Genomic DNA, 26,233 nt, shown 5'->3' with positions numbered 1-26,233 from the left:
ATGGTGCACACCCTGATCGTCGGCGCCGGGACCTCCGGGTGTGTACTGGCGGCCAGGCTGAGCGAGGATCCATCGCATACCGTGCGTGTGGTTGAGGCCGGTTCGGTGTGGACCGCCGTCGACCTGTTCCCCGAGGAGTTGCGCGACGGCACCGGTCTTCCGCTCGTCGCGGATGCCCCCTGGTTACGGAGCTATCCGGTCGAATTCACCGCCGATCGTTCGGGAAATATCGTGCGTGGTGCGGTGGTGGGCGGTTCCGGCTCGATCAACGGATGCTATTTCATCCGCGCCACCGCCGAGGACTTCGCCGCCTGGAGTAGCGAGGTCGACAGTTCCGCCTGGGATTTTCCGACGGTCCTGCCGTATTATCGGGCGCTCGAGCACGACCACGACTTCGCCGACCTCCCCGGACACGGTCGTGGTGGGCCGGTGCCGGTGCGACGGATATCCCGAACCGCGAAGCTCACCGAGGATTTCGCCTCGGCTTGCGAGACGCTCGGCTTTCCCGAGGTCACCGACTGGAACGCCGTGCCCGGCGGACCGGATTCCGGGGTGGGGCCGGTGCCGTGCAATATCGGTCCCGCCGATGCGGATGGGCGTCGGGAGCGGATAGGCACCGCTCGGTCGTACCTGCTGCCGGCCCTGTCGCGCCCGAATCTGACCCTCACGGGGAACACGATTGTCACCCGACTCCGTTTCCGCGCCGATCGCGTGACAGGGGTGGACTGTGTGAGCGAAGGCCGCGAACGGACATTGTGGGCCGATCGTGTGGTGTTGTGTGCGGGCGCGATCGAGACGGCCGCCCTGCTGCTGCGTTCCGGTATAGGGCCGCCCGACCACTTGCGGGCGTTGGGAATTCCGGTGGTGTGTCCGTCCCCGGTCGGCGCGTGGTGTGTCGACCATCCCGAAATCGGAATCACCTACCGTCATCCGGCGGCGCTGGGGCGCACGGTGCCATTGGAATCCATTCTGGCCTTCGCGGATATCGAGATCCGGCCGTACACGATTGTTTTCGCGCCGAGGGTGCGGCAGTTGGGAATCGCTCTCATGCGCCCACACGGCAGCGGATCGCTGCGGTTGCGGTCGGCCGATCCGTTGGTGCCGCCGATCATCGAATATCGATATCTCACCGAGGAATCCGACCGATCCCGACTGGGCGATGCCTCGATACTGGCCCTGGATCTCCTGCGGCGGATGGGTGCGCGCCCGGTGGATTCCGCCGATCCCCAATGGGACGGGACGGTTCCGGACGCCGTACCGGGTGAGTGGTTGACCCGATCGCTGGGTACTTCGCAACATTTGTCCGGAACCTGCCGTATGGGTTCGGCCGGTGATCCGCGCGCGGTGGTCGACGATCGGGGCGCGGTGCACGGCATCTCCGGATTGTCGGTGGCCGATCTCTCCGTCGTGCCGGTGGCCCTGAGTAGGGGCCCACAGGCGACGACAGTGCTGCTCGCAGAACGGCTTGCGGAGTATCTGCGCTGATCACGGGCTTGCAGCCCGCGTTTCCGCGGCGTCGTTCGGCGCTGCGGCGGCCGAACGTGATCGATGCGCTACCAATATCTCTCGGCACAAATGCGCCGAAAACGTCGAGACACCCCGGTGGGACCTCCCCGGTATCTCGACGATTGCCAGTACCCTGGACATCGGTGTGAACGAGATCCCAAGTGCGACTCGTGATCACCGGTTCCACGCCGGCGCCGGGCACGGGGAAGGTCCGGCACCGGCGTGGATTTCTCGCGGGACCCGATGTGGCGCCGAGTTCGCGTACGCGCGATGCGGGAATGCCGGATAGCGGAGATGCCGGTTGCGGAGGGTTCGCCATAATGGCTTCGAGTGAGGCTTATCCCATATCCGAATGTGCCGAGCCCATTCGGTGTCAAGAGCCCTGCCCGCATCGCGATACCACCGAGTCGATGCAGAACACCGCGCAACTACGGTTCCGGTGTGGTATGGAAATTTTCCATCACCGTTGCGTCCGAATGATTTACAAGAATCCATCATTGTTCCATCGGGGTATCCCGATCCTGTCGTCCGGAATCGAGTGGTGACTTCGCGGATGATCCGGGCATTCACCATTTCCCTTGTGGCACAGGCCGGTGTCGTGGGATGTGTAGACGGACCCGGGGGATTGCCGGACCCGGTTTCCGATCCGCGATATGAAAGCGACGAGTGCCGATATACCAGTGCACATATGAGATGAGGACGTCGGGTTCGGTTTCCGAGAGGGCCGTTCGGACGCCGGATGCGGATGTGTGTGCCTTTTGCGAAGCGCAATGACGATCCGCACGGGGCGGCGCAATCGTTCTCCGCCGATCGGGACGGGTTCGTACTCGGCGGAGGGGTGGGGATGCCACTGCTCGAACCGCTCGAATCGGCACATGTCCGCGGCGCGCACGTATACGCCGAGGTCTGTGGTTACGGTCAGGTCGTCGGCACTCACCACGTGACCGCATCGAGCGCAGACGGGTCCTGTGCCGCCAAGGCGATAACGCCGACCATGCGGGAGGTCGGTGCAGGAGCCGACAGCCGGGTCCGGCTGGACGTTCGCATCCGTTCCAGATATTCGATGCCGTCGTATGCGCGTTCTTTCCGGGGCCCATCGAAATGAACGACAAAGTCCAGGACGCCCTCATGACGGTACCGGTACCGGTTTCGACGACCGATATTTCCGGGTGACACTGCAGATCGAGACGGGTGACACCCCTCTGAGTTAGGGTATCCACAACGCTTTTTCGGGTGAAGGGCGTTTCCTCGAGGGATTCGGGTTTCAATACCATATGTGCCGAGTAGGTTGACCACCGTGACCGATACCCCCATGGTGATGGAAATGTCGAGCACAGCCGTTGTCGTCGAGAATCCGGTAGTCGAACGAGGTGGGCAAACCGCTTCGCGCGGTTTGTCGTACGGTATCCGAGCGGGTGAGGTAACAGGTCTGCTCGGTCCGAGTGGATGTGGAAAGACGACTCTTGTTCATGCCATCGGTGCCGTGATGGCGGTCGAGGTGCGGCAACGCGCGAGATATGTGCCGGACAATACGACGGTGGCGGCCGAGCCGATGGGCGGGGCGGATGTGGCAGATCCGGCGGTGGTGGCCCTATGAGCGTCGCGCCACGTCCCTCCGTCGACGATTCGACCCGAGGCGAGCGGCCGTCGGAAACGGAATTCACGGTCCACCGGCCGCCTTTGGAGACGTTCGGATCATCGGAGACGTTCCGGGTCGTCGTCATCGGTTTCGTGCTGGTGACCCGGATGTCCTGCCGGTTGATCGGCCATATGCTCACCACCGTCGTATCGCGTGGTCGCCGGAAACAACGGAGTATGCGAGAGGTGCTCGCCGAGGGGGTGGTCGATGCCTTCGAACGGCTCGGCCCGATGTTCGTCAAACTGGGCCAGCTGATCGCCTCGTCGTCCGGCGCCTTCCCACGCGAACTGTCCGATGCCTGTCTGCGGTGTCTGGACGATATGCCGCCCTTCCCGGCGGCGCAGGCCCGCCGGATCATCGAACAGGATCTGGGTCGCTCGATCGCGGACCTGTTCAGGAGTTTCGAGGACACACCCCTGTCCGCGGCATCGGTGGCGCAGGTGCATGCGTGCGTGCTCGCCGATGGCCGGGAGGCCGTGGTGAAGGTGCAGCGTCCCGGTATCGCTCGCCGCATGATCGTCGACCTGCGCGCGGCCCTGGTCTTGGCGCGGCTGCTGGAACGGCGTTCGCAGACCGCACGGGTGGCCAATGCCGTGGGTGTCGTGCGTGACCTGTACGAGGTGACGGTCACCGAATTGAACTTCCTGATCGAGGCGGACAACCAGAGCCGGATTCGCGACAATATCGGCGCGTTCGGGGACAACGACGCGGTCACGGTGCCCGAGGTGTACTGGGAGTTGTGCAGCCGGCGGGTGGTCTGTATGGAGCGGATGCACGGTGTGCCGTTGGACCGGTTCGACGCCATCACCGCGGCGCACCCCGACCCGGAGATGCTCATTCGCCGGTTGGTGAAGGTGTGGCTCGAGGGTGTGGTGGTGCACGGGCTGTTTCATGGCGATGTTCACGCGGGCAATATGTGGCTGCTCGACGACGGGCGGCTGGCCATGCTGGATTTCGGCATCGTGGGAACGATGACGCCGCCGTGGCGGGAGCTGGTGCGCGCGCTGTTCCACGCGAGCGCGTTCGGCGGTGATTTCACCCCCGTTGTCACCGCCCTGCGAGAGCTCGACCTGTTTGCGGAACAGAGCGCCGACGATATGGCGATCGGGCGTCAGCTGGCCATGGTGCTCGGACCCATCCTGAAAGGTGAACTGGCCCGGTTGGATCTGAAGACCGTCACCACCATGCTGGTGGAGTTCGGGGCCCGTCGCGGTGTCGCGGGACCGCAGCAACTGATCCTCATGGGGAAGCAGTTGGGCTACTTCGAACGTTATGCCATCACGCTGGCGCCAGGATGGCAGCTCGGGACGGATCTGTTCCTGTTGCGCAACCTGTTTCCCGACGAGGTCGCCGCGGCGGCGCGCCGCGAGGGCATCGAGTTGCCGGAGTTCTGACCGGCCGGCGTCGTCGCCGGTCGGTCACGCTCGGTTCGGATCAACGGGTTTGTCCTTCCGGCTCCGGCGCCGGGTATCCGCCATCAGCGCATGGCGGCCGCCGTGTCGGATGAACCGGTTGACGAACGCTACGAACAGGAAGAGATGTTCGAATCGGCGCTGCTCGGCCGCTGTCCAGGTGACGTTCGGTTGTTCCCGGAAATGCAGAGCGAGGAGCCCGATGATGAGGAATTTCAACCCCAGGGGCCTGACGGACAAGTTACTCGCACTTCTAGTGCTCTGATCCGTCGCCTCGGCTCTGTGCCGGGCGCCCGAACAGTACGGTTTGCACCAGCCGCGCGACTCGCTCCCGCGATGCGATGGGGGCGGCGTCGAATGTGCGGCCCAGGTCGACGACCAGGGCGAAACCGGCGTGCACCAGAAACCGGGACTGGGCCGAGGACAGGTCTGGGCGCACCTCGCGCACCAGCCGCGCCCACTCTTCGACACTGACCCGTTGGATGGTGCGCAGGGCGAGACGTTCCTCGTCGGGTACGTGCTGGAACTCGGTGTAGTAGACGAAGGTGAGTTCGCGTTCGGCGAAGGAACCTTCCACATATTGGCGGATGAGCGAGGTCAGCGCCGCTTCCGCCGTGTCGGCGGCCGCCACCGCGGGGCCGATGGCGCTGGCCACCCGGTCGGCCGCGCGCCGGAACGCGGCGGTGAGGATATCGCTTTTACCGCGATAGAAGCGGTATACCGCCGAGGCGGCGGACAGTCCCGCCGCGGTGGCGATGTCCTCCACACTCACATTCGGGTAGCCGCGCGCGTGGAACAGTTCGACCGCCTTGCGCAACAGCAGTTCGTGTTTGAAGGATTTGGGGATCTCCACCGGCCGGGCGGGCTCGCCCGCCACGGGTGGCGGCAGCGTCGTGCCCGCCAGATCCATACATGCCGCGATCAGCAGCGCGGTCAACGGTTTCGCCGGGAGCGAGGCATGGTGGTCGGCGATGCTGGTGATGGCCGAGAGAATAGCGGTGACCAGGACGCCGCGGTCGTCGGCCGAGAGTTCCGGACGCAGCAACGCGAGCTGGGTGTCGATCGCGATCGAGACGGTTTTCTGCTGTTCGACGAGGGTTCGCTCGTCATCGGGTTCGAGGTAACGGCCCTCCCAGCGGACGAGGGTGACGCTGGCCCGATTGGTCACCGTGGCGGTGATCAGGGCCTCGAGCAGGTGACGGAACCGACGCTCGGGCAGCCACTGCTCCGCCCCGTCCGGTAGTCGTACCGATTCGGTCATGGCCTGCCCCACTCGCAACAGTTCCTCCCGGAACAGCGCGTACTTGCTGGGGTAGTGCCGGTACAGGGCGGCGGAGCTGATCCCGAGGCCGGAGGCGATATCCTCCATGCTCACACCGTGGTAGCCGAGTGATCCGAAGGCATTGGCCGCCGCGGCGGCTATCTGGGCCCGGCGGTTCTTCGGCCGACGGCGAATCTCCCGAGGTGCCGGTTCGCCGGCCTTCACGAGGTCTTTGCTGTTCCTCGCGCGCACGGAACGGCGATTGTCGACACTCATCCGGCCATGGTATCGCCGGTCGGTTGGTCAACTGGCAATGTGTTCCGACGCACCTTCGTATTATCGCCTCCTGGTCGGACGTCGGTACCTCGGGTCCCCCGTCGGGGCCGGTGATCGCTTCCCGCTCACCGTCTCCGAGAGTCCGGATACGATGCCCGAGGAAGACGGCGACGGTTCAGCACACGACGAACGATTCCGGTGCCAGACCGGTCGACTCCGTGAGTTCGCGTATCGCTTCTTGCGCCGATGACCCCACGGGCCTGTTCACGGCAACGACGGCCGTTCTGTCCGATTCTGCGGAGAACGGATGGAGGAGCCCTATCTCCAACTTGGAAGAAAGACGAATGAGTAGGAATTCTCCATAATCTTGTCGGTGGTCGAATACCCGTCGTAGTCGAGCTTCCAGATCGTTCACCGGGGTTTCCGTATAGGCCAGTGGGGTAACCGAGCGGAAGTCGTTCAAACGATTTTCCGGTAATCGCTCGAAAGTTGGGGTCGGCCACGGGCGAAGGTCGTCCATGGTCGACACGATTTCTTGTAGGAACTCGAGAGCTTCTTTTTCGCTTCGGTTGGATTCGACAATCCTCGGTAAAGGAAGGCCGGAGGACAGGCCGGTGCTCAGGATCTCGTGTTCTTCCTGTGCGGTCAGCTTCAAAAGAGGATTTTCTATGATATCGCCGGCTATGTCCGCGGCCGATATTCTCGCCGATATCGACCGGTACTCGACCCGGTACAAGATGGCGGTAACCAGGCCGTTCCATGCTGCTGGATCCATTGTGTCGCTCACTTTTCGACGTAGAAGTGAACCTGATGGGGTTGTATCCCGACCCCCAGGGAACGCAGATGATGTACAGCTTGCAGGAGAAATGACTTATTCGGCTTGTAGTGCCCGCTGAAGTTGGTTATCTCTTGCAATATTCCATCCGTAACGCGTATGGTTCCAGCGGTGGCAACGGGCTCTCCGGCGACGAGGCTCGAATGATGGAACTCCCCCTCGTTGTTGTATTTGGACGCGAAGAAACGACCCTGCTCGTCCATCACGAATATCACGTGGCCGTTCTTTTCGTAGCCGAGTCCGGCCGTATGAAACGGTCTTCCGTATGCATCGTATATCTTGCCGTCATGTGTAGAAAGTGAAAATTTTTGTCGATTTTGTTCATCGTAATACTTTACGGCATTGCCATTCCATATCCTGTTGCCCAGCTTGTTTTCTCCCCAATACTTCTTGCGTAAGGGTGTGACAATGAAGGGTGGAGAGCTTCTGTACAGTTCCACCCCGAATTCCGAGTCCAGTGTCGGCGAGTCGATCGAGGATCGCTCGCGCGGGGACATGAAATCAATCGGTATCTCACCCCGGTGGTTGCCGTGGGTGAGCACCGCCTGGCGTAATTCCCGCGCCCCCTCGTTGTAGGCGCGGGATGAAAGACTCGAGCCGCTGTGCAAGAATTTCGTTACTCGATGGGCTACCTCGCCGAGAATCCCGGAAGGTTTTCTCATATATTGGTACCGTATCGGGGTAATGCCATTACCGCATGATAACCAAGTCGTTTCCCCTGGTCGAGGTATCGCGAATCGGTTCCCGCATGTGATCCGGTGTCGTTGCGAAGACATTCGTCGACGGACCGTTCGTCCATCCCGCGCCGATGTCTCTCGTCGCTGCCGGATGACGGGAGCGTCGGTGGCCAGAAGATCGCCCGGGCAAGGAGTTGTGATAAGGGTTGATGGCGGTGAAATCGCTTATATGTATGCGGTGAAATCGCTTGTGTTCGATATGGACTCGTGCCGAGGGTGGAGAACCGGGAGATCGGTACGGCAGAAGAGTACGAAGGGATTGATTGATGCGCATTCGACGTGCTATGGCGGCTATCGCCCTCGCGGCATCGGCAACGGGCCTCGTTACCGCCGTCGCCGCACCCGCGCAAGCGGAAACCCGTTATCAGTATGTGGCGATGAACTGTTACGGTGTCAGCCCGAACATCCTCGACCTGCCCTACAACGGGGGCGGCAATGTGGTGACGCGGACGGAGGTTCCCGGTGTTTTCACCTTCCTCTCGGACAGCAAGAGCATATTCGGCTACACCACCGACGCGCGGGTCGAATGGCGCAACCTGGACAACGGCCGCAGCGGCGTGCACCAGATCGGTTATCGGCACGCCTTGGACGACACCAGCGGCTACCAGCTCTACGAGGTGAACAGCGGTCCGGGACGGGTGCAGATCACCGTCTCCGCCGTCAACCACGGTCTGCTGACCCTGCCCGCGCCGGTGTGCTCGGGTGAGGTCACCGTATGAGCGATCGCTCCGAGTCGGCCCGCCGTCGATGAGGGGCCGTTCGGCACCCCTGACCGTCCGGATGTGTCCGGTCGGTCAGGGGTGGAATCGCCAAGCCACTCAGCAGAAGGTGATGACGGTGCTGTTCGCCACGGAAACACGGGCCGCCTCGTAGAGGAGCACCCACGTCTCCCGTTCGCGGTACAGCGGATGTTCGTCATCGCCGTTTTCCGTATAGACCCGGTCGATTTCGGCATCGGTCAATTCGCCGGCGACAAGGTTTATCCCGAGATGCGGTGCGACATAGTCGAGTTCGCGCAACAGCGCCACACTCGATCCGACCATCCCTCCGGGCAGACCCAGTTCGTCCTCCGGGAAAAGCACCTCCGTGAAATCGACCGGTACGTAGTAGCCCTCGCAATCCGAGTGGCAGAGAAGGTGACAATCCCATATGTCGCCGAAGCCGTGGAGCACCGGATCATCGGTCGGATGCTCCCCGTCGGCGAGCGGTATCAACGGTTCGGCGGGATTCCGGTACGCCCGCGCGTACGCGCGCCGAAGATAATGCACGAAACTGTACGGCACGCTGTCCACCTGCGCCCGAGAGGATTCGGGACCGCGAGTTGTCGCCTCCCGATGCCGGGGGAGTTTCTCGGCGACCAGTAGTTCGTCGAGCGCGTGGAGATGCTCACGCAATTCGTCGAGATACTCGGGATCGTCGTTCTCCGCCAGTGCCTCGGCATATAAATGTGTTGCCACCGCAAGTCCCATGCGCCGCAGGTTAGCGAGACGGTATGACATCCGAAGCCGCTCGACGCCAACATACTTGCGAGCCGACCCGTCCGGATCAGGCGTTGTCGGCGGTCCCGAACCAGCGCGGCAGGGTGTTCAGCAGATCATCCTGGTTGTCGCCCACCCAGACCACGTGACCATCCGGTCGCAGCAATACGGCGGGTACGTCCGGTTCGTCACCGTCGTCGACGATATGGTCGATTCGGCCCACCCAGCCGGCCACCGAGAGCGCACCGGTCCGGTCGAGCAGCAACCCGCGGCCCGCGCGCATCAGCTCGTAGAGCCGCCCCCGCGGCAGGCGGATATCACGCAGGCGCTTGCCGAGCAGTTCGTGACCGGCGCCGACGTCGTAACGAATCCCGGTTCCGGCGATCTTCTCGAGCAGGAATCGGTTCACCTCCGCGAACTCCATCAGCTCGGTCAGCAGCCGCCGCACCGCCTGGGGTCCGGGTTCGGGGGAGATCAGCACGGATTGGGCGCGAGTGATGTTCAGTACGTCGGCGGCGACCGGCCGGCGTTCGGTGTGATAGCTGTCCAGCAATCCTTCCGGCGCCCAGCCGTTCACCGCGGCGGCGAGCTTCCAACCGAGGTTGAACGCGTCCTGGATACCGAGATTGAGTCCTTGCCCGCCCAGCGGGGGATGGATGTGCGCCGCGTCGCCGGCGAGGAACACCCGACCGACTCGGTATCGCTCGGCCAGTCGGGTGGCGTCGGTGAACCGGGTCAGTCGGCGTGGTGAATGGACGCCGAAATCCGTACCCGCGTAGGCCCGCAACTGCGTTCGGAATTCCGTCAGGGTCGGTGGTGCGCTGCGATCCTCGGTGACGGTCGCAGCGGGCACGACGGCGCGATACCACCCGTCCTCGGCGGGGCCGACCCCGAAACCCTTGTGCGTCCCGCGCACCTCGGCCACCACCGCGGCCAATTCGTCGGGCGGTGTGGTCACCTTCATTTCCCCGAGCAGCCATTCCGTCCGCGCGGGATCGCCGGGAAACCCGATACCCGCCAGTCGGCGAACCAGGCTGTGGCCGCCGTCGCAGCCGACGAGCAGACGTGCGCGCAACCGCGCGCCGTCGGCCAGTTCGACGGTGACCCCCTCTTCGTCCTGCTCGACGCCGGTCACCTCGTGACCCCAGCGGATTCGAGCGCCGAGTTCGGTGGCGCGTTCGGTCAACAGTCGATCGGTGATCGGTTGCGGGATGCCGAGGACGTAATCGTGTGTGGTGTCCAGGGGCACCGGGGCCGGTTTGTCGATCCCGGCGAAGCCGTGATGGCCGTTGTGCCGCCGGCCGTGCGCGAGGAATCGGTCCAGCAGGCCGCGCTGATCCATGATCTCGATACTGCGCGAATGCAGCCCCAATGAACGAACCAACCGGCTCGGTTCGGTGTTCTTCTCCAACACCAGTACGTCCACATCGTGGAGCCGTAGCTCGCTTGCCAGCATCATTCCGGTCGGCCCGCCCCCGCTGATGATCACATCGACCATGAAAACCTCCGATTCCAGAAATTATGTATTTCGGCGAACGACCCCGGGCTGGGCGATCACACCTCGTGACGCGGGATTCCGGTGGGTCGAGCCGCCCATTCTGCCGCTGGTACCGGGCCTTGCGGCAAGCCCCCGGACCGGCTATATCTTGAAAGGGGCAGGGGAAAATCAACGCTTATCGTCTTTCACATATATGGATCGCCGCGTGAGATTTCCGCGGAGATCGGCCGATGAATCGAGGACCGGCCATTGCGCGAAACACCGTAGCCCTCCGGAATGGGCTATTTTTCGAACAGCGTCGAGGTAGGGATCCGAAGCTCATCCGGTGCCGAATTCAGGCGTCGCGGATCGGTGTATGCCCGCATCGAACCGTGCCGCGGCCACCCGACTCGGCCGCCGGTGTGCTCGCGGTATTCGACAACCGCCCCCGGACGAGCGATATCGGAGCGTCCGACACGAACCCTGCGCCGGCCGCCGTGCCGTCCCGGGAGAGCAGAGTGGTCCGGTAGCCCATACTTGATCGTGTTCGGCATGTGGAGGCGACGATGGGTGGTGCGATGACCTCGAAGCACACTCCCGCGCCCCGGATGGTTCGCGCGTCGGTTTTCGCGCTGGTCTGCGTCCTGCTCTCGGCCATCGGCCATGCCGCGGCATCGGGGCACATTCTGTCGCCGTCGACAATGCTGCTCGCCCTGGCCGGGGTCGCCGGCGGCGCCTGGGTGTTCGCCGCCCGGCAGGTGGGGTTGTGTGCCATCGGCATCGGGTTGCCGGCCACGCAGGGCGTATTGCACATGTGGTACTCGGTGACCCCGTCGCCCAACGGCCGCGGCGTGGTGCACGTGTCCGCGTCCGACCTTCCCGCAACCCCGGCGATGGTGGGTGCGCACGGTCTGGCCGCGCTGGTCTGCGCGGTGTGGTTGTGGCGGGGGGAGCGAGCCTTCTTCACCCTGCTGAGTTTGTTCTGCGCGTGGACTTTCGCCCCGCTGTTCTTCCGGGCGGGCGTTCGTTTCCAATCCGTGGGCCCGTCGGTATCGCTGTGCCCGACCGGCCGGGATCGCGTTCCACTTCGAAGCGGTGACCTACTGCGTCATTCCTTGGGGCGGCGGGGTCCGCCCCGGTTACGAATTCGCTCGCAGAGTTCGTCGTCGGCGGACGGCGCCCATCGGACCTACCATTTCGCACGTACCAGGTGGTGTGCGCTGTCGACGGACGCTGTCTCCGGTCGACATCCGGCCGCGAGCGCGCCGTGACCCCCGATACCGAAGGCCCGTGACCGATCCCGAACGCGGGATACCCGGCAGCGGATATGACGGGATGTCGCCTGTGCGCATCCCCTGAACGAAGAGACCCCTATGTATTCGATATGCCCCCGATTCCCGCACCGCATACCGGGAAATCCCGTATCGATTGCCGGTTCCCCCGCTCGGCGCCACCCCGGATCCATATCCGATGAGCAGGTGACCGCATTGGCGTTGGCCGCGGCCGCCGGTGATCGGGACGCCCTGGAGGAATTCGTGCGCCGCACCCAACACGAAGTGTGGCGTTTCGTCGCTCACCTCACCGATGTTCAGTCGGCCGACGATCTGGCCCAGGAGACGTTCCTGCGTGCGCTGGGCAGCCTGCCGCGGTTCGCCGGACGGTCATCGGCGCGGGTCTGGTTGTTATCGATCGCCCGCCGGACGGTCGTCGACCGGATCCGCACCGCCGCCACGAGGCCCACGATCGTGCGGCGAGGTGATTGGCAGACCGAGATGGATCGCCGTCGGGAGGAAATGCGCAGCGATATCGGCGAGGAGGTGGCCATCGGTCAACTGTTGCGGCGGTTGCCGGACGACCGGCGCGAGGCGTTCGTGCTGACCCAGATCCTCGGACTGTCCTATGCCGAGGCCGCCGAAGCGGCGGACTGCCCCATCGGCACCGTCCGTTCCCGGGTGGCCAGGGCCCGGGAGACACTGGTGGAACTGTGGCAGGAGGCGGAACATCGAGCCGAGGTCATCCGGGTGCTGCCGCGGGTGGACGCGGCACTGCCGGTGGCGCGGTGAGCGGCCCGCCCGCCTCGACGTGAGGATGGTCGTGGTGCCGGCGAACCCGCCCGCCGGCACCACGACCACCGGGTCAGGATTCGTGCGGAGCGGGCGCCGCCGGGGGGTGCGTATCGTTCCAGAACTGGGTTCCGGCCGCGAGAAGGGCGGGCAGACCGATCAGCACCGTGCCCGCGACCGCGCCTATGGCGGCGAGCGCGGCACCCGTGACGATGCAGCCACCGATCGCTCCGGGAATGGCGAGCAGACCGATGGTCACGACCGTGCCGGTGACCGCGCCGATGATCCCGCCGGCCACACAGCCGATCCCCCCACCGATCGCGGTGCCGAGCAGGCTGCCGACGCTGGTGGCCGTCATCAGCGCCATGCTGAAGTCGTTCATCGCGTCTTTGCTGTCGTCCGTGATCTCCCCGATGTCTGTGATCTCCTCGATTTCCGCTGCGATGGCGGGGTCGATCGGTCGGGCGGCGGCCGGGTCGGTGATGGCGGTGAGGGTGACGGAGTCGTCGCCGTCCAGGCGCGCCGTGATCGGCAGCGCCGCGCCGCCACGAATATAGGTGAGGGGCAGCGAGGCGACAGCGGAGCCGTGCCGATCGATGAACCGCAGGTGATCGTCGGTGACCGCCACCGAACCGGCCTCCATGTCGAGTACGACCGACCCGTCGACGATGGTGCCGCGGAACCGGAGGTCGGGGGTGTCCTGCGCCGGTTCGGCCGCCGCGGTGCCCGCGGTGATTCCCAGAGCGGAGATGAGCAGCGCCGCTACCGCGGCTCCCTTACGGAAGACCATATGTGTCCCTACTTCCGATCGTGTGGTTATCAGCGAGGATTCGCTGTCGACCACAAGTCGGTGGCGAGGGCGTCGTGGTTCCCCGCGGTGTCGTGATACCGGTCACTCACGGCCCGGGTTCGTCCCGAGGGGATGCCCCCTTCCGGATCGAAGGAGTTTTCGTTCCTACCGCAGCGAAAAGGATTCTCGGCGGCACCTGATGGCCTTGCCGGAGGTTCCGAAATGGTTCGTTCGGGTGGCACGGCACAGCAGGTCTACGGTGAACCGGCCCTCGACCTGAAGTCGGTTCGAGGTTCTACCGTGGGAGGCGGTCCACCGCAGAAGGGAGCGTCGGCCATGTCGGAAGGCAAATTCCGTTTCGCGTACTTCACCGCGGACTACGAACGGACGGTGGCCTTCTACCGCGACGGTGTGGCTTTCCCTGTGGTGGAGCCGTGAGACCGGGGTGAGGGGGACCGCGGAACGCTCTTCGCCGCCGCATCCGGGCGAATCGAGGTGCTCGAGCGCCCCACGGCCGATAATGCGGAGCATATGTTCGACCCGCGTCCGCCACAGGGCGCGTTCATGGTGATCGAGAGTGGCGACGTCGAGGCGGCCTAACGGCGGGCATCGGACAACGGTCTGGCCGTGCAGCAAGGGTTGACGCGGCAGAGCTGGGGTCATCACAGTTTCTGCGTGCGCGAACCGAACGAGATCACCCGCTATTTTTTCGGTCGTTGACGGTGGTGGGAATCGTTCGAAGGGTTGGGCATTCGCTTCCCGGGTAGCCGGACCAGAAGACAGTCCATACGAAGCGAATGCGGAAGGATCGGTCGATGCACATCCAGCGCGCAATGGTCGGTATCGCTCTTATCGGGTTGGCGGTCGGCGCCACCACCGCAATGGCTGCGCCCGCGCGGGCGGAGACGATGGCCCGCAGTCAGTACGTGGCGATGGACTGTTATGGCGTCAGCCCGAATCTGGTGGATCTGCCCTACAACGGTGGCGGCAGTGTGGTGACGAGAACGGACGCCCCGGGGCTGTTCACCTTCACATCGAACAGCAGAAGCGTATTCGGTTACACCACCGATGCGCGGATCGAATGGCGCAACCTCGACAACGGCCGTACCGGGGTGCACCGGGTCGGCTACCGGCACGGCCTGAAAGAAACCGACGGCTACCAGCTCTACGAGGTGAACAGCGGTCCGGGACGGGTGCGGCTCACCATCTCCGCCGTCAACCACGGCCTGCTGGCCCTGCCCGCGCCGGTGTGCTCGGGTGATATCACCGTGTGAGCGACCTCGCCGCGCCGGTCCGCCACCATCGCCAACGCTTCTCGACGCCGGGTCACCCGATTGGTTCCACCGGGTCACTCATCTTCCCGGCTGCTCCGATCGCTTCGGCTTCCGAGGGTGTCAGGGCATGGAGCCCCCAGCCGAAACGTTCGACGTCATCTGTGCGGGAGCGGCTGCCACCAGCAGCGCGGCCGTCACGAGCGGGGCCACCGTCTGGTATCCGATCCACACCTCGCCCCCGGCGCTACCACCCCGCCACACCACCAGCAGGCCGACGAGCGTGGCCAGTACCCAGCCGCTGTCGTAGGCGGTCATGAGTCGGGTGTAGGTGCGTAGTGGGCGGTGGCGGAAGTATCCGATCTCGAATCCGCCTCCGACCAGCAGGGCCGCGCCGCAGACGATCATCGCCCAGGTTTCCACGCCGAGTCGATGACCGAGTGGTACGGCACCGAGGGTGTACGCGCCGGCGAGTATCACCTTGACGACGCCGTCGGCGAGGATCCCCATCCTTCGGAGTGGGGATTCCGTTGTCTCGGTCCGGTTCTCGGTCATGTGGTTCCTCCTGGATGCCGCCATCACTGTTCTAATAATCAGATTACGGTAATAATTCGATTATGAGAATGACGAGGGCGGAGACCAAGAAACGTAACCGGAGAGCTCTGTTGGATGCGGCGTTCCAGGTGATTTCCCGAGAGGGGTACCGGGCCAGGCTCGATGAGATCGCCGAGCGGGCCGGGATGACCACCGGTGCCGTCTACTCGTTGTTCGGTAGTAAGAACGGCCTGGTGGTCGCCATGATCACCGACTATCTGCGACCACACTACGAACAGATCGAGCAGGCGGTTCCCGCCGAACTGAACCTCCTCGAAGCGGTCGACGCCTTCGCCCGGCACTATCGGCGCGGCTACGACGCCCCGGACGCGCTGTCCGTGCTGTCGCTTCAGATCACCTTGCTGGACATGGGTGTGCACGACCCGGACCTACGGTCGCGACTCGCCGCTTCCATTCGGGCCCAGGAGGATCATCTGGTCACGCTGTTCACCGGACGAACACACGGCACAGGTGTCGTGACCGCGCGCCAGGCGCAGCGTTTGGTCACCGCGCTCAGGGCGCTGTTCGTCGGTCTCGGTCAAGGCATCGTCCTCGGACTCACCCCTGACGTGGACGAGCAATACTTCGCCGACGCGGCGTGCGCCCTGGTGTCCGATATGACGCTCATCGAGGAGGAATGAGGTCCCGCCTGATGACATCTCTTCTTCCTGGTGGTTGATCGGTTAGGTTCGAAGACGCTGCGCAACCAAGTAATACGCAACCTCGCACCGGATTCGCCCCAGGAACCGCAGCGAAATCGCATCAAGCCAGTGCGGGAGCCGCATTGGAATCACATCAAGCCAGTGCAAGGAGCGCAAGCCAGTGCAAGGAGCGAATGAAGCGCCGAGGCAACCGCCACTTGGGTCGCTGCCGCGCAAGAGCTCGCGTCTGTGCTGTCCATCCAGGACGCAACGCACCGGAGTGCTCATCGAGCGATGGCTTCTCGAACACCTGGCCTGAAGCGGGTCGGGTACAGAAACGCCCAGGTCTGTGACTCGCAGCGGTAAGTGGCGGTGTTCTCGTGGTGTTAGGTGGCGCCGATCGGACCGCTTGCTCGACCGTTCGTCTGCCGGGGCCGTTCTTGGGGGCTGATCAAGATAGCATTGGGGCTGGAACTAGGTCAGGACTGGAAATGCCTCGTAACAGACGTCTGCAGGATCGGGAAGAGAAGCGCGCAGAGATCGTGGGGGCCGCCCGGCGGTTGTTCATCGAGGAGGGATACGAGGCGGCGTCGATGTCGCGGATCGCCCGCGACGCCGGAGTGGTGTCGAACACGCTGTACTGGTACTTCCAGGACAAGGACGCGGTATTGATCGCGGTCCTGGATGCGGTCCTGGCCGACTCGATGGCCTCCTACAGCGAAATGCTGGGCTCGGGGCTGGCCGATCGGCTGCTGTGGCTGGTCGAGGAATTGGAGCAACTGGGGCGATTGGTCGGCACGGTGCACACGCGCGCCGAGAAGTCCGCAGCCATCCATGAATGGCACGAGCAGTTCCACGCGCTGGCCGAGGGGTTGTTCCGAGCGGAGTTGATCGAGCTCGGTGTGCCCGCTGACGAAACCGATCCGCTGGTCGCGATCGGCGTTTTCGTTGTCGAAGGCCTGCTGACGCATCCGACGGATCGGGTCCAGCGGCGCGCGGTGATCGAGACATTGCTCAACAGTGCTCGCGGACTTGCCGCAGCCGCCGACTGAGTGCCTGATCCGCGCACGTCCACGAGGCCGGGGCGACCTACGGCATGTTGTCGAATTGTGTTGCCAGGAAGTGGATTTGGTCACGCACGGTGTGTTCGAAGTGCCCGCCCACGTAGATGTCGAAGTGGTCGCACGGGTAGTTCTGGACGTGCACGTGTGCCAGGCCCTGCGCCCAACGCTTCGTGGTCTTCGCGGGCGCGGCCGCGTCGTGGTCGCAGACACACAGCAGCGTCGGAGTGTTGAAGCGAGCCAGTGCGCGACCGGGTCGATCGAGCGGAAGGCGTAGCGCCAGTCGTGCGGCCAGGGCGTTGGCGGCATCGAATTCACCGTTCGGGCCACGCAGGACACCCCATACGCTGTCGCGGCCGACACCGGTCGTAGGTTCTTCCTCGTCGTCGGTCTCGGTCAGCTCGATGTTCTTCGACACCTGAGTCCGCACCGAGGGCAGCCGTTTCAACAATGCGCTGGTGCGCCGCGAGAGCCGGGTGCCCGCAGGCAGGAGTGCGGAGGCGCCGGCGAGGGCGTCGGGTGAGGCGACGAACGCAGGCATCCAGGACGTTCCCGCCATCGGCAACAGGATCGGCTTCGCGCCGAACCAGGAACCGACCGTGTCGAGGATGCCGGCCATTGTCAGCGCTATCACGCTCAGCGGGCCGGTCCGGATACGCGAGCGCAACGATGCCGGCCCGTCGGTGAAGGGGCACTGGGCCACGACCGCCGCGATATGGGGGTCTTCGGAGGCGACCTGAAGAACATGTCCGCCGCCGAACGAGCTGCCCCACAACGCGATCCGGTCGACATCGACTTCCGGAAGGGTGCGCGCGAAGGCCAGGGCGGCATGCCAATCGGCGCGTTGCCTGCCGATATCGAGGAGCTGCCGCGGCGCTCCGCCGCTGGCCCCGAGGTGGCGGTAGTCGAACACCAGTACCGACCACCCCGCGGCGGCGAACCGTTCCGCGTAGGCGTCCAGGCGCATCTCCCGCACCGCGCCGAGTCCGTGCCCCATGATCACCATCGGATGCGGGCCGTTCGGCTCGGGTGTGGTGTACAGCCATGCCGCGCACTCGTCCTGGCCGGAGGGGAACGAGACCTCACGCCGCACCGCTGCCGTCTCGCGCCGATCGGCAGGTCCGCTGATTTCCATGACTGTCGTCCTCCCGTTTCGCCACCGCTCTTCTTGGGTGTCGTTCAAGAAGAGGGTTACGGTTACGGTAAGGGCTTCTTGAATACCAGTCAAGAGGGTGCCGAGTACCTGCAACGGTTGGTATCCGGTCGGCCCCGGCTGGGCGAGTTCGCTCTCGATGTCGACTTCGATCGCGCCGAAAGAGTCGATGCCGGTGCTGTGGGCCGGGAAATGTAGGCCAGGGCCTCGTCTTCGCCGCGCCGGCAGGCCCGCGCGCTGCTCACACCCGGCCCGACGAGTCGGTGTTCTCGATCGCACGGCTGCTGGAGGTTTCGCGGACCACGTAGTACAAGTACGTGCCCGAGCCGACCATGCGTGGCCGAGTTGCCGATCTGGTCGGCGATGGCCTGGCCGAGTTGGATGGCGGTACCGACGATGTCGGGTGTCGAGGATTACCGGCGCAGTACCTCATCGGCCTGTCCTTCTTCCCGCTATCGACCTGATGTATCAGCTCGTGTGCGGCAGCCGGTGGGCAAGGGATCTCAGGATGTCGGCCAACGGTCCCGGATCCTGTGGACCGAGCATTCGTCCGGTGCCCGCGGGGAGCAGACGGGGTTGCCACGGCGGAAGACGCAGGTGATGCAGCGATCTTTCCCGAGTCGGGACAGCCCGGTGCCGGGGTCTCCGATGTCGAGGTGGGTGGGGATCGCGATGTCCGTACATGTCCTTGATGCGGGTGGGGCAGTCGGCGCCATGGTGTAGCGCCGGTGGGGGTTTCGCGTTCACGGGTCCGTGTCGGTGAACAGTGCGGTGTCCAGGAGTGCGCGGGAGGTGTCGGTGGCGGCGGTGCTCTTGGCGTCGAGGGCGGCCGGCACCGTTATCAACGTCTGATGGGTTTGCCGCATGGGCGCGCGCCTGCGGCGAAGGCGTCGGTGATGAACCCGGCGCGCAGCGAGTGGGGCTGAGCCTCCCGACCTGCAGCTGATCGGCACCGGAGTCGCGGGCACGTTGTTTTGGGATGCGGTCGAAGCTGCGGGAAGTGAGCGGTGTCCGTTCGCAGGGGATGCCCGTACGCACCAGTGACCGGAACAAGGGTGTGCATGACCAGGGAACTTCCGGGAAGATAAGGGACTTTCGGGTCCGGGGAGAGAGATCGCAACGGTGCCGGTCGAGATCCAGGTCGACCGCGTGCTCGTAGACGGCGATGTCCCCGGCTTCGAGAAGGTTCCGGCCGCGGCGCTGCGCGGTCGTGGGCGGCGACGATCGTCCACCAGCACGCACCACGGGCAGTAGCGGGCGTTGTCCCAACGACGCAGGTGGACGTAGGCGATCTGACCCTGCAGATTCTTCATACCGCGGATCATGATCCGGACCCGCTCCTGATCGGTGCCACGGTTGATCACGGTGAAATCCCGAAACTGCAGGCGCACGAGGTTTTCCCGTCGTAGCGCGGTCGCGTATCCGAGGACGATGAGCGCGGCGTCGCGGCGGGTGTGGCGTGTCCGGCGGTCTTGTGGTGGTGGTCGATCGCGGTGCCCCACGTCTCCAAGGTCTTGAGGTGTAGCGGTATTCACCGTCGTCATCGAACTCGTCGGCCATCGTGTCGATGTAGCGGCGACGACGCGGGCGGTCGCGGGAAGCGACGAATACCCGGACTCGTCGCACCATCGTTGAAACCGGTGCCATCCCTCGGTGTAGGCGCGGGTGGTGTTCGCCACTTCCGCATCGGCCCACGCACTGAGGAGTGCGGCCTCGTTCTCGGGTTGAGCACCCCCGGGGGGCGACCGCCCGCAATGCCACACCGGTGTCGGTACGCCGCATCCCAGCTCGCGCTGGGCCGTCCGATCCGTTTTCCGGCGGCGCCGGGCCCCGGTTTCGCCGTGGCCTTCCAGATGTGACAATTCTGTCACTGCGACGTCTCCGTGGTGTCGGCGGTATGGGCGCATGCCCCTCGCCTCGAAGGACGATACGGCGGGCCCACTAAGGAATGAGGTCCAGCCTGATGACATCTCTTCTTCCTGGTGGTCGATCGGTTAGGTCGGCTATTCGTAGTCGTCGGCGAAACCGCCGAGATAGGAGACCGCGCTCAGGGATTGCAGGCATTTCGGGCCGTGGCCGCTGTGGGCGGTGCGCACGAACATCGCTTCTGCCAAGGATTCGAAGTCGGTTTCGCGGGTGCAGTCGTTGTGGCGGGAGTGCCATAGGTCGGGGTTGGGTCGACCGTATGGGTGGTGGGGCGGATGGCAGTTCATCGCTGGGGGAAGGAGTTGTTCGCGTTCCACCCGGCACGGTGGCTCCATGCCTTCAGGTGGTCCGGGGCGAATATGGGTGCTCCCGGCAGCTCGGGGATGTCGAATGCCGCGGCCAGGGTGGGCAGGTTCTCGGCCAGGACGAGGCGGTGGCGTCGTAGTTCGGTGTGTACCGTCCTTGCCTGCTCGGGCGACTGCAAACCGTGGGCGGTGTACCAGGTTCCATGCCGGTCGAGGTAGGTCAGCGCCACGACCGCGGCGGCAACGGTGGCCACCGTGGCGGCCTTCGGGTCGGCGGTCGCTGCCGCGGTGATCAGGGCGGCGGTGACCGCGAGGCGGATACCGGCGGTGCGGGCGAGGTCGACCCGGGTGGAGTCGATACCCAAGGCAGTGCCTTCGGGTTCGTACTCGTCGATGCCGGTGACGGTGTAGAGATCGTCGGCGAGGATGTCCTCTCGGGCGATGATCATGTCGAGCCACCAGGGCGATGTGTCCGAGGTGCCGGGCAGTATCAGTGCGCCGAGGGCGTGGTGTGTCCGGCCCGCTGTCTTCTCGAGCACTTGGGTTTCGCCTTCGGCGGTTTTGGCGCCGGCGATATTGGCATTCCAGTCCGGTAGATAGTTGCAGCGCAGATGCCCTTGAGCGCCCGCGCGGTCGCGGCAAGTGCGCAACGTGTCCTGCGCGATGGTGGTGATCAGGGGTTTGACCACCGTCAGCCACAACGGCAGACGCTGCTGCCGGTCGAGGTCGGTGCTCATATCTCGGACCATGCGACCCAGCACACTGCCCACATAGGTGTGTGCGGCGGCGGTGATGAGGTCGCGTTGGAGGGCGTCGCTGTCGCCGTGGGGCCGCTGAGCGGCGTAGTTGACCAGCCCGGCCACTGCCGCGCGGGCGGTGGCGATGGTGCCGGTGGCCAGGTCCAAGCGACCGGCGACCAGCGGTGTGATGGCATGGTGGAATCGTTGCCGCACCGGTATCTCGCACACGAACTCGCCGTCGTTTGTGATCGTGGCCCAGTCGCCGGCCAGCAGAGCATCCCGAGGGAGGAACGCATCGCGGCCGAGGATCCAGCCGTGGTCCATGGCCGCGCCGAGCTTGCCGGGCAACTCGCCCACCTCGATTCCATCGGCAAAACCCTCGAGGGTGCGCAGGCGGGTCAGGAACAGCATCACCCCCTCGTCGCGGCCGGCGACGATCAGCCGCGCGGTGAACACGACGATTTTCGGCACCGTGGGATCGGCGACATTCGGCATGAATTTCGCCGATCCCACCGTCGGGTTGGTCAGTCGGAACCCACCCTTCTAGGCGTCCCAGGTCGCTGTGGTCTGCTGGTCGGCACCGTTGGTGCCGCCGAGTTCGGTCAATGCGAAGACGCCGACGGCCGCGCCGCTGTCCAACTCGTCCAGGCACCGCTGTTGATACGGTGCGCCGGTGCCGTGCGCGTGAATCGCGCCGATGGCCAGATCGAAATGACCGGTCATCACCGTGAACAGGTGCGGTGCGGCAATCGCGGCGCTGTCGCAGAGCGCGCCCCGCAGATGAACATCGGCGGCGATCTCGTGGGCGGGGAGACCGACCACGGCGAGCATTGCCCGCAGCAACGCCGGGGCGATACCCGCTTCCTGTCCGTAGGTCAGGTCGTCTTCGGCGATATCACCGAGCCGCAGGACGATCTCCATGGCCTTCCGGTGCAGGGCCGGATGCGGCCCGTAGATCGATTCGCGCAGGGCGGCGACGGTCGGGTCGTCCCCTCGGTATCCGATGGGGGTGATCTGTGCGGTGGTGGTTGTCATGGCAGGTAACTCGTTTCGGTGACGTTCGAGCGAGCGGATCGTTCGGATCGGGAAGAAGGTGATTACGGGATCGGCAGAGGAGCGGTCGGTCCGAATACGACCGGTAGCGCGGTGAGCGCGCGATGGAACGGCCCGGGCCGCCAGACGAGTTGTTCGCGTGGGACGGCCGGTCGCATATCGGGGAGCGCGTCGAGGAGTTGGCCGATGGCTTCGGCCACAATCAATTCCGAGGCCTGGCGGGCCATGGTCGGGCAGCGGTGACGGCCGGTTCCGTAACCCAGGTGCCAGCCGTTGCCGCCGCTGTAGTTCCAGTCGAGGTCGGTGTCGCGGCGGAGCGCGGGATCGTTGTTGGCGGCGGCCATGCTGATCACCACGGGTTGGTTCGCGGGCAGCCACACTCCGTCGATGAGGGTTCTGGCGCGGGGGTAGCTGATGCAGTAGTTCGCCATCGGTGGATCGGTGGTCAGGATTTCGACCATCGCATCGGTGACCGGTGGGGCGAAACCCGCCTCGTTGTGCCGGTAGCGGGGGTCGGTGAGCATCAGCAGCAAGGTGTTGGCGGCGTGATTGCGCGGCACCTCGATACCCGCCGTCAACAGGGTCACCAGTTGGTGCAGTTTCTCCTCGTGCGTCAGGTCGGCGGCGGTGTGCACGAGGTTGGCCGTGACATCGGTGTGGGCGGGGCAGTGGTGTTTCGAGGCCATGAGCGCGCCCAGCGCGCTACCCAGCATGGTCTCCACCTCGACGGTGTCGACGGTGTCGAACATCGCGGTGGTCGCCGCCCGGACATCGTCGACGAGCTCCGGTGGGCAACCCATGATGTCGGTGGTCAGGACGGCGATGGTCAACGGGGTGATGTATTGGCCGATCAGGTCTGCGCTGCCGTCTCGGCAGAAGCCGTTGATCAGCCGGATCGCCGTGCGGGCCGTGGCGGCGCGCACATAGTGCAGGTCGATCACCGACAACCCGGCCGTGAGCGCTTTACGGTATCGGCCGTGCACATCCCCGCTGGTGCGCAGCGGGTTGGGCCGGTATTCCATCATCGGCCGCAACGGGTGCCGGTCCGGTAGCGTCCGCTGCCACATGCGTGGATCGGCCGGAAATCGGTCGTCGTCGTTGAGGATTCGTTTCGCGGTGTCGTAACCGATCACCAGGGTCGCCGGCACGTCCTCGGCCAGAAGCACCGGTATCAGCGTCCTGCCGCTTGCCCGCATTCGCCGGTAGACGGCGTGCGGGTCCTGGGCGAACTCCTGGTCGTACATGCGGTAGCGCGGCCCGAGGTCTTCGATCGAGGGATACGAGCCGGCGGTGGAGATGCGCGGTGGGCCGCTGATGTGCAGCATGAGGTCCTCACAAATGGTGCAGCGGTGGTGCGGGGGTGAACGTCACGGGCAGCGCGGTCAGCGCGCGAAGGAACGGAGTCGGAAACCAGGACAGCTGTTCGACGGGGACGGCCGGTTGCATCACCGGTAGCGCGTCGAGGAGTTGGTCGAGTGCGCTGCCGGCGATCAGCAGTGCGAGAGCGCTCGCCGGGCATTGATGTTTGCCCGCACCCCACGCCAGATGCGCACGGTTACCGACACGTTCGGTGGTGTGCAGGGCCGGATCGGCGTTGGTCGCCGCGATAGCGATGACCACCGGTTGATGTGCGGGAAGCCATATTCCGTCGAGCCTGGTCGCGGCCGGATACCGCAGGCATCCGTTCGCCACCGGCGGGTCGAGGAACAAGGTCTCCTCGAGCGCGTCACGGGCCCCGAGCGCACCGCCGAGGACATCACCGGTGAGACGGTGGTCGATGAGCAGTCGCAGCGTGTTCAACAACAACGAGACAGTGGGCTCGGCTCCGCAGAAATACAGCGTCGCGAGCTGATGTGCGATCTCGTCGTCGGTCAAGGCGGCCGGATGGTGGATCAGCCGTGTCGTCACATCGTCGGCCGGTGTGGTCTTCTTCCGGCTCACCGTCTCGGCCAGCATCGCGACGGTCAGGTCGTATCCGTGTTTCGCGGCGTGGGCGTCGGTTGCCGCAATGTGCTCGATCACCGCCCGGTAGAGCTGGTCGTTCATCTCGTCGGGCACTCCGAGGATGCGGCCCAGTGCCGTATAGACAAGCGGCACAGCGTATTCGGAGCGCAGGTCGACCTGCCCGCGTTGGCAGAACAGGTTGATCAGCCCGACCGCGGTGTGTTCCACCCGAGCCCGGACGGCGTGCAGGTTCACGCCGTCGACGACCTCGACGATCACCCGCCGGTACCGGTCGTGATCGGCGCCGGCGCTGCGGGCCGCGGTCGGCCGCCACTCCAACACCGGACGCACCGGGCACCCGATCGGCGCATCCTTCTGCCACGGCCGTGGGTCGGCGGAGTGGAACTCGTCGTGCAGGATCGCCAGCGCTTTGCTGTATCCCGTCACCAATGTGGCCGGTACCCCGCCGGCCAACACGACCGGGGCCAATGGCCCGAACTGCTCCCGTACCTGCTGGTAGAAGCCGTGCGGATCCGTGTGGAACTCTTCCGTACGCAGCGGCACACCGCCGCTGCCGTCGGAGGAGATCGGAGACCCCGGAACCGACTCCCCCGGATGGTGGTGTTCGCCGTGAACAATCGGGCACGGCCCCGTTTCCGCCGACAGCGGCATCATTGCTCTCCAAATCGATCACGATCGACATCGACGGCGCGCATCCCCTCGATGCGCACCCGAAAACGCACGGGCCGCCGGTTGGCGGCTATCGGCTCTTCGCAACAGGCCGGCGACCAGAGCACGGTGTTTTTCCAACCGGCCACATCCCATCCACAAGTGACAGGGCCGGTCGAGCCGACGATGCCGTCGGAGTCGGTTCGACAGTGCCCCCTCCGGCCGCAACCCGGTTCCAGGCCGGGCGTTTATAGGCCAGGCCTCCGAGCATCAACCGCTGCTCGGGATACCGAGGCCGAGGTGGTGGACCTTCCGGCCACCAGTCGTCGAGCTCGACCAGACCGGGATCCACCAACGGCAGACCGGCGAAGAAGGAGGCGATCTCGGTCCGGCTGCGATACCGGCCCGAGCCCAGGCCTCGCCGTAGGAAGCGGTCCTCCACCGCTCTGGCCAACTCGTGCAGCGACAGGTCCTGCGCGCCGGGGTCCCAGAAGTGGCTGATCGCCACGTACGAGCCGGCGGGCAGCAGGTCGATATGGGCCCGCATCACCGCGGCCGGGTCCCGGTCGTCGGGAAGGTGGTGCAGCAGTCCTACCGCCAGAAGCCCGAGGGGGCGGTCCGGTTCGATCAGCCGCGTGATCTGTGGGTTGGTCAGCAGGGTGTCTTCGTCGCACAGGTCGGCGTGCACGAAGCGGACATGGTCGTGGCCTTTGAACAGCACCTGTCCGTGCAGGGCGCACAGGGGGTCGTTGTCGACGTACACCACCCGCGCCTCCGGGTTCTGTTGGTGGACGATGTCGTGGGTATTGCCGATGGTGGGCAACCCGGCACCGATGTCGAGGAACTGGTCGATACCGGCGGGGCCGGCCAGGAAACGGATGATGCGGTGCAACCACCGCCGGTTCATCCGCGCTACCTCTCCTTGGTGGGGTGCTACTTCGAGGATCTGCTCGTAGGCGGTTTGGTCGACGGCGTAATGGTCTTTTCCCCCGAGGCTGAGGTCATACACCCGGGCGATATTGGCTTGGGTCGGATCCATTCTCATAGGCATGTGGACACCCCATGATGTGGTGGCAGTCATGAGGTCGTGATTTTGATAGAGATGTCGTCTTTTATCCGCCCTCGAATGCCTCGGTATTCGGCACGCGGCCGCATCACCTGATAAGAATCCGTGTCTTCTCGGTGCAGGCCTTGAAGTGAGCATTCCCGGGCAAGACGGCCCTCACCGTATAGCTCGTTGAAATGTCGACCCAAGGTTGCTGAAACCTGATCGTTGTCAACGCAGCCGGTATCTCTTGACATCGGTGCGACAACAAATATCCGATTATTTGAAACTCCTACAGGAACAGCGGGAGCTCCTGACGATCCGGATGAGTTGTATGGGTGCTGAAGATACGTCGAT

General features: G+C 64.9%; 27 protein-coding genes. 12 read left to right on the top strand and 15 right to left on the bottom strand.

Features of this window, described 5'->3' with window-relative positions:
- The 4 genes from mftG (at position 1) to ON32_RS20900 (ending at position 4,539) form a co-directional block, all read left to right on the top strand.
- Positions 1-1,485, top strand: coding sequence for a mycofactocin dehydrogenase MftG (mftG, locus tag ON32_RS20920; RefSeq protein ID WP_040792680.1), 1,485 nt, complete (start codon positions 1-3; stop codon positions 1,483-1,485).
- 772 nt (positions 1,486-2,257) lie between these two features.
- Positions 2,258-2,611 (top strand): beta-ketoacyl synthase N-terminal-like domain-containing protein, encoded by a 354-nt coding sequence (locus tag ON32_RS20910; protein ID WP_157224275.1) that lies wholly within the window; start codon positions 2,258-2,260, stop codon positions 2,609-2,611.
- A 192-nt stretch (positions 2,612-2,803) separates the two neighbouring features.
- A complete protein-coding gene (locus ON32_RS20905; RefSeq protein ID WP_245551199.1) occupies positions 2,804-3,103 on the top strand; it encodes an ATP-binding cassette domain-containing protein in 300 nt (99 codons plus the stop codon).
- A complete protein-coding gene (locus tag ON32_RS20900; RefSeq protein WP_083874693.1) occupies positions 3,100-4,539 on the top strand; it encodes an ABC1 kinase family protein in 1,440 nt (479 codons plus the stop codon). Before ON32_RS20905 ends, ON32_RS20900 begins: the two co-directional genes overlap by 4 nt.
- 24 nt (positions 4,540-4,563) lie before the next feature.
- Here ON32_RS20900 and ON32_RS20895 read toward each other — a convergent pair whose 3' ends face one another.
- From ON32_RS20895 to ON32_RS29050, 4 genes are all read right to left on the bottom strand, one after another.
- Positions 4,564-4,797 (bottom strand): oxygenase MpaB family protein, encoded by a 234-nt coding sequence (locus tag ON32_RS20895; RefSeq protein WP_306307663.1) that lies wholly within the window; start codon positions 4,795-4,797, stop codon positions 4,564-4,566.
- Positions 4,798-4,810: 13 nt separating this feature from the next.
- A complete protein-coding gene (locus ON32_RS20890) occupies positions 4,811-6,094 on the bottom strand; it encodes a TetR/AcrR family transcriptional regulator (protein WP_040792675.1) in 1,284 nt (427 codons plus the stop codon).
- A 175-nt stretch (positions 6,095-6,269) separates the two neighbouring features.
- The gene (locus ON32_RS20885; RefSeq protein ID WP_040792674.1) at positions 6,270-6,869 is read right to left on the bottom strand and encodes a hypothetical protein; all 600 of its coding nucleotides are present in this window, start codon (positions 6,867-6,869) and stop codon (positions 6,270-6,272) included.
- 8 nt (positions 6,870-6,877) lie between these two features.
- Positions 6,878-7,591, bottom strand: coding sequence for an IQM protein middle domain-containing protein (locus tag ON32_RS29050; protein WP_157224274.1), 714 nt, complete (start codon positions 7,589-7,591; stop codon positions 6,878-6,880).
- Between the two features lie 341 nt (positions 7,592-7,932).
- On the opposite strand from ON32_RS29050, the gene ON32_RS20875 reads away from it, so the two are divergent.
- Positions 7,933-8,385: a hypothetical protein gene (locus ON32_RS20875; RefSeq protein ID WP_040792672.1), complete on the top strand. Its 453-nt coding sequence runs from the start codon at positions 7,933-7,935 to the stop codon at positions 8,383-8,385.
- A gap of 99 nt (positions 8,386-8,484) precedes the next feature.
- On the opposite strand, the gene ON32_RS20870 is transcribed toward ON32_RS20875, so the two are convergent.
- Together ON32_RS20870 and rox are read right to left on the bottom strand one after the other, a co-directional pair.
- Positions 8,485-9,123 (bottom strand): putative DNA-mimic protein, encoded by a 639-nt coding sequence (locus ON32_RS20870; protein WP_217998087.1) that lies wholly within the window; start codon positions 9,121-9,123, stop codon positions 8,485-8,487.
- A gap of 88 nt (positions 9,124-9,211) precedes the next feature.
- Entirely contained in the window at positions 9,212-10,642 is a 1,431-nt protein-coding gene (gene rox / locus ON32_RS20865; RefSeq protein WP_040792670.1) for a rifampin monooxygenase, read from the bottom strand.
- A 557-nt stretch (positions 10,643-11,199) separates the two neighbouring features.
- Between rox and ON32_RS27290 the strand changes: the two genes are divergently transcribed.
- Positions 11,200-11,892, top strand: coding sequence for a hypothetical protein (locus tag ON32_RS27290; RefSeq protein WP_157224273.1), 693 nt, complete (start codon positions 11,200-11,202; stop codon positions 11,890-11,892).
- A 192-nt stretch (positions 11,893-12,084) separates the two neighbouring features.
- Positions 12,085-12,684 carry a sigma-70 family RNA polymerase sigma factor gene (locus tag ON32_RS20850; protein ID WP_245551209.1) on the top strand — a complete coding sequence of 200 codons (600 nt, stop codon included), beginning with the start codon at positions 12,085-12,087 and terminating at the stop codon, positions 12,682-12,684.
- Between the two features lie 73 nt (positions 12,685-12,757).
- Here ON32_RS20850 and ON32_RS20845 read toward each other — a convergent pair whose 3' ends face one another.
- Positions 12,758-13,474: a DUF8020 domain-containing protein gene (locus ON32_RS20845; protein ID WP_040792668.1), complete on the bottom strand. Its 717-nt coding sequence runs from the start codon at positions 13,472-13,474 to the stop codon at positions 12,758-12,760.
- A 222-nt stretch (positions 13,475-13,696) separates the two neighbouring features.
- Between ON32_RS20845 and ON32_RS20840 the strand changes: the two genes are divergently transcribed.
- The gene (locus tag ON32_RS20840) at positions 13,697-13,912 is read left to right on the top strand and encodes a hypothetical protein (protein WP_040792667.1); all 216 of its coding nucleotides are present in this window, start codon (positions 13,697-13,699) and stop codon (positions 13,910-13,912) included.
- A gap of 377 nt (positions 13,913-14,289) precedes the next feature.
- Positions 14,290-14,748: a hypothetical protein gene (locus ON32_RS20835; RefSeq protein WP_157224272.1), complete on the top strand. Its 459-nt coding sequence runs from the start codon at positions 14,290-14,292 to the stop codon at positions 14,746-14,748.
- A 120-nt stretch (positions 14,749-14,868) separates the two neighbouring features.
- Here the strand turns inward: ON32_RS20835 and ON32_RS20830 are convergent, their stop codons facing one another.
- Positions 14,869-15,300 (bottom strand): hypothetical protein, encoded by a 432-nt coding sequence (locus tag ON32_RS20830; RefSeq protein ID WP_174361655.1) that lies wholly within the window; start codon positions 15,298-15,300, stop codon positions 14,869-14,871.
- Positions 15,301-15,362: 62 nt separating this feature from the next.
- Here ON32_RS20830 and ON32_RS20825 point away from each other — a divergent pair, with 62 nt between their 5' ends.
- Positions 15,363-15,980 (top strand): TetR/AcrR family transcriptional regulator, encoded by a 618-nt coding sequence (locus tag ON32_RS20825; RefSeq protein WP_217998086.1) that lies wholly within the window; start codon positions 15,363-15,365, stop codon positions 15,978-15,980.
- 491 nt (positions 15,981-16,471) lie between these two features.
- Positions 16,472-17,032 (top strand): TetR/AcrR family transcriptional regulator, encoded by a 561-nt coding sequence (locus ON32_RS20820; protein WP_040792664.1) that lies wholly within the window; start codon positions 16,472-16,474, stop codon positions 17,030-17,032.
- Positions 17,033-17,069: 37 nt separating this feature from the next.
- Here the strand turns inward: ON32_RS20820 and ON32_RS20815 are convergent, their stop codons facing one another.
- On the bottom strand, positions 17,070-18,176 hold the full coding sequence (locus ON32_RS20815; RefSeq protein WP_051133522.1) for an alpha/beta hydrolase: 1,107 nt from the start codon (positions 18,174-18,176) through the stop codon (positions 17,070-17,072).
- Positions 18,177-18,511: 335 nt separating this feature from the next.
- Between ON32_RS20815 and ON32_RS29045 the strand changes: the two genes are divergently transcribed.
- Entirely contained in the window at positions 18,512-18,658 is a 147-nt protein-coding gene (locus tag ON32_RS29045) for a hypothetical protein (protein WP_157224271.1), read from the top strand.
- Between the two features lie 279 nt (positions 18,659-18,937).
- On the opposite strand, the gene ON32_RS30575 is transcribed toward ON32_RS29045, so the two are convergent.
- From ON32_RS30575 to ON32_RS20780, 6 genes are all read right to left on the bottom strand, one after another.
- Positions 18,938-19,060 (bottom strand): hypothetical protein, encoded by a 123-nt coding sequence (locus ON32_RS30575; protein ID WP_281032244.1) that lies wholly within the window; start codon positions 19,058-19,060, stop codon positions 18,938-18,940.
- 1,343 nt (positions 19,061-20,403) lie between these two features.
- Entirely contained in the window at positions 20,404-21,660 is a 1,257-nt protein-coding gene (locus ON32_RS20800) for an acyl-CoA dehydrogenase family protein (protein ID WP_157224270.1), read from the bottom strand.
- A 48-nt stretch (positions 21,661-21,708) separates the two neighbouring features.
- Positions 21,709-22,200 carry a hypothetical protein gene (locus tag ON32_RS20795; RefSeq protein WP_040792660.1) on the bottom strand — a complete coding sequence of 164 codons (492 nt, stop codon included), beginning with the start codon at positions 22,198-22,200 and terminating at the stop codon, positions 21,709-21,711.
- 62 nt (positions 22,201-22,262) lie between these two features.
- Positions 22,263-23,543: a cytochrome P450 family protein gene (locus tag ON32_RS20790; RefSeq protein ID WP_051133521.1), complete on the bottom strand. Its 1,281-nt coding sequence runs from the start codon at positions 23,541-23,543 to the stop codon at positions 22,263-22,265.
- A gap of 7 nt (positions 23,544-23,550) precedes the next feature.
- Entirely contained in the window at positions 23,551-24,726 is a 1,176-nt protein-coding gene (locus ON32_RS20785) for a cytochrome P450 family protein (protein ID WP_245551198.1), read from the bottom strand.
- A gap of 196 nt (positions 24,727-24,922) precedes the next feature.
- Positions 24,923-25,870 (bottom strand): SAM-dependent methyltransferase, encoded by a 948-nt coding sequence (locus ON32_RS20780; protein ID WP_245551197.1) that lies wholly within the window; start codon positions 25,868-25,870, stop codon positions 24,923-24,925.
- Positions 25,871-26,233: the final 363 nt, after the last annotated feature.

The organism is Nocardia paucivorans NBRC 100373 (assembly GCF_000308675.1).
GTDB classification, from domain to species: Bacteria; Actinomycetota; Actinomycetes; order Mycobacteriales; family Mycobacteriaceae; genus Nocardia; species Nocardia paucivorans.
Note: the sequence above shows the minus strand (reverse complement) of the source record. Positions and strands in the feature narration are given on the sequence as shown.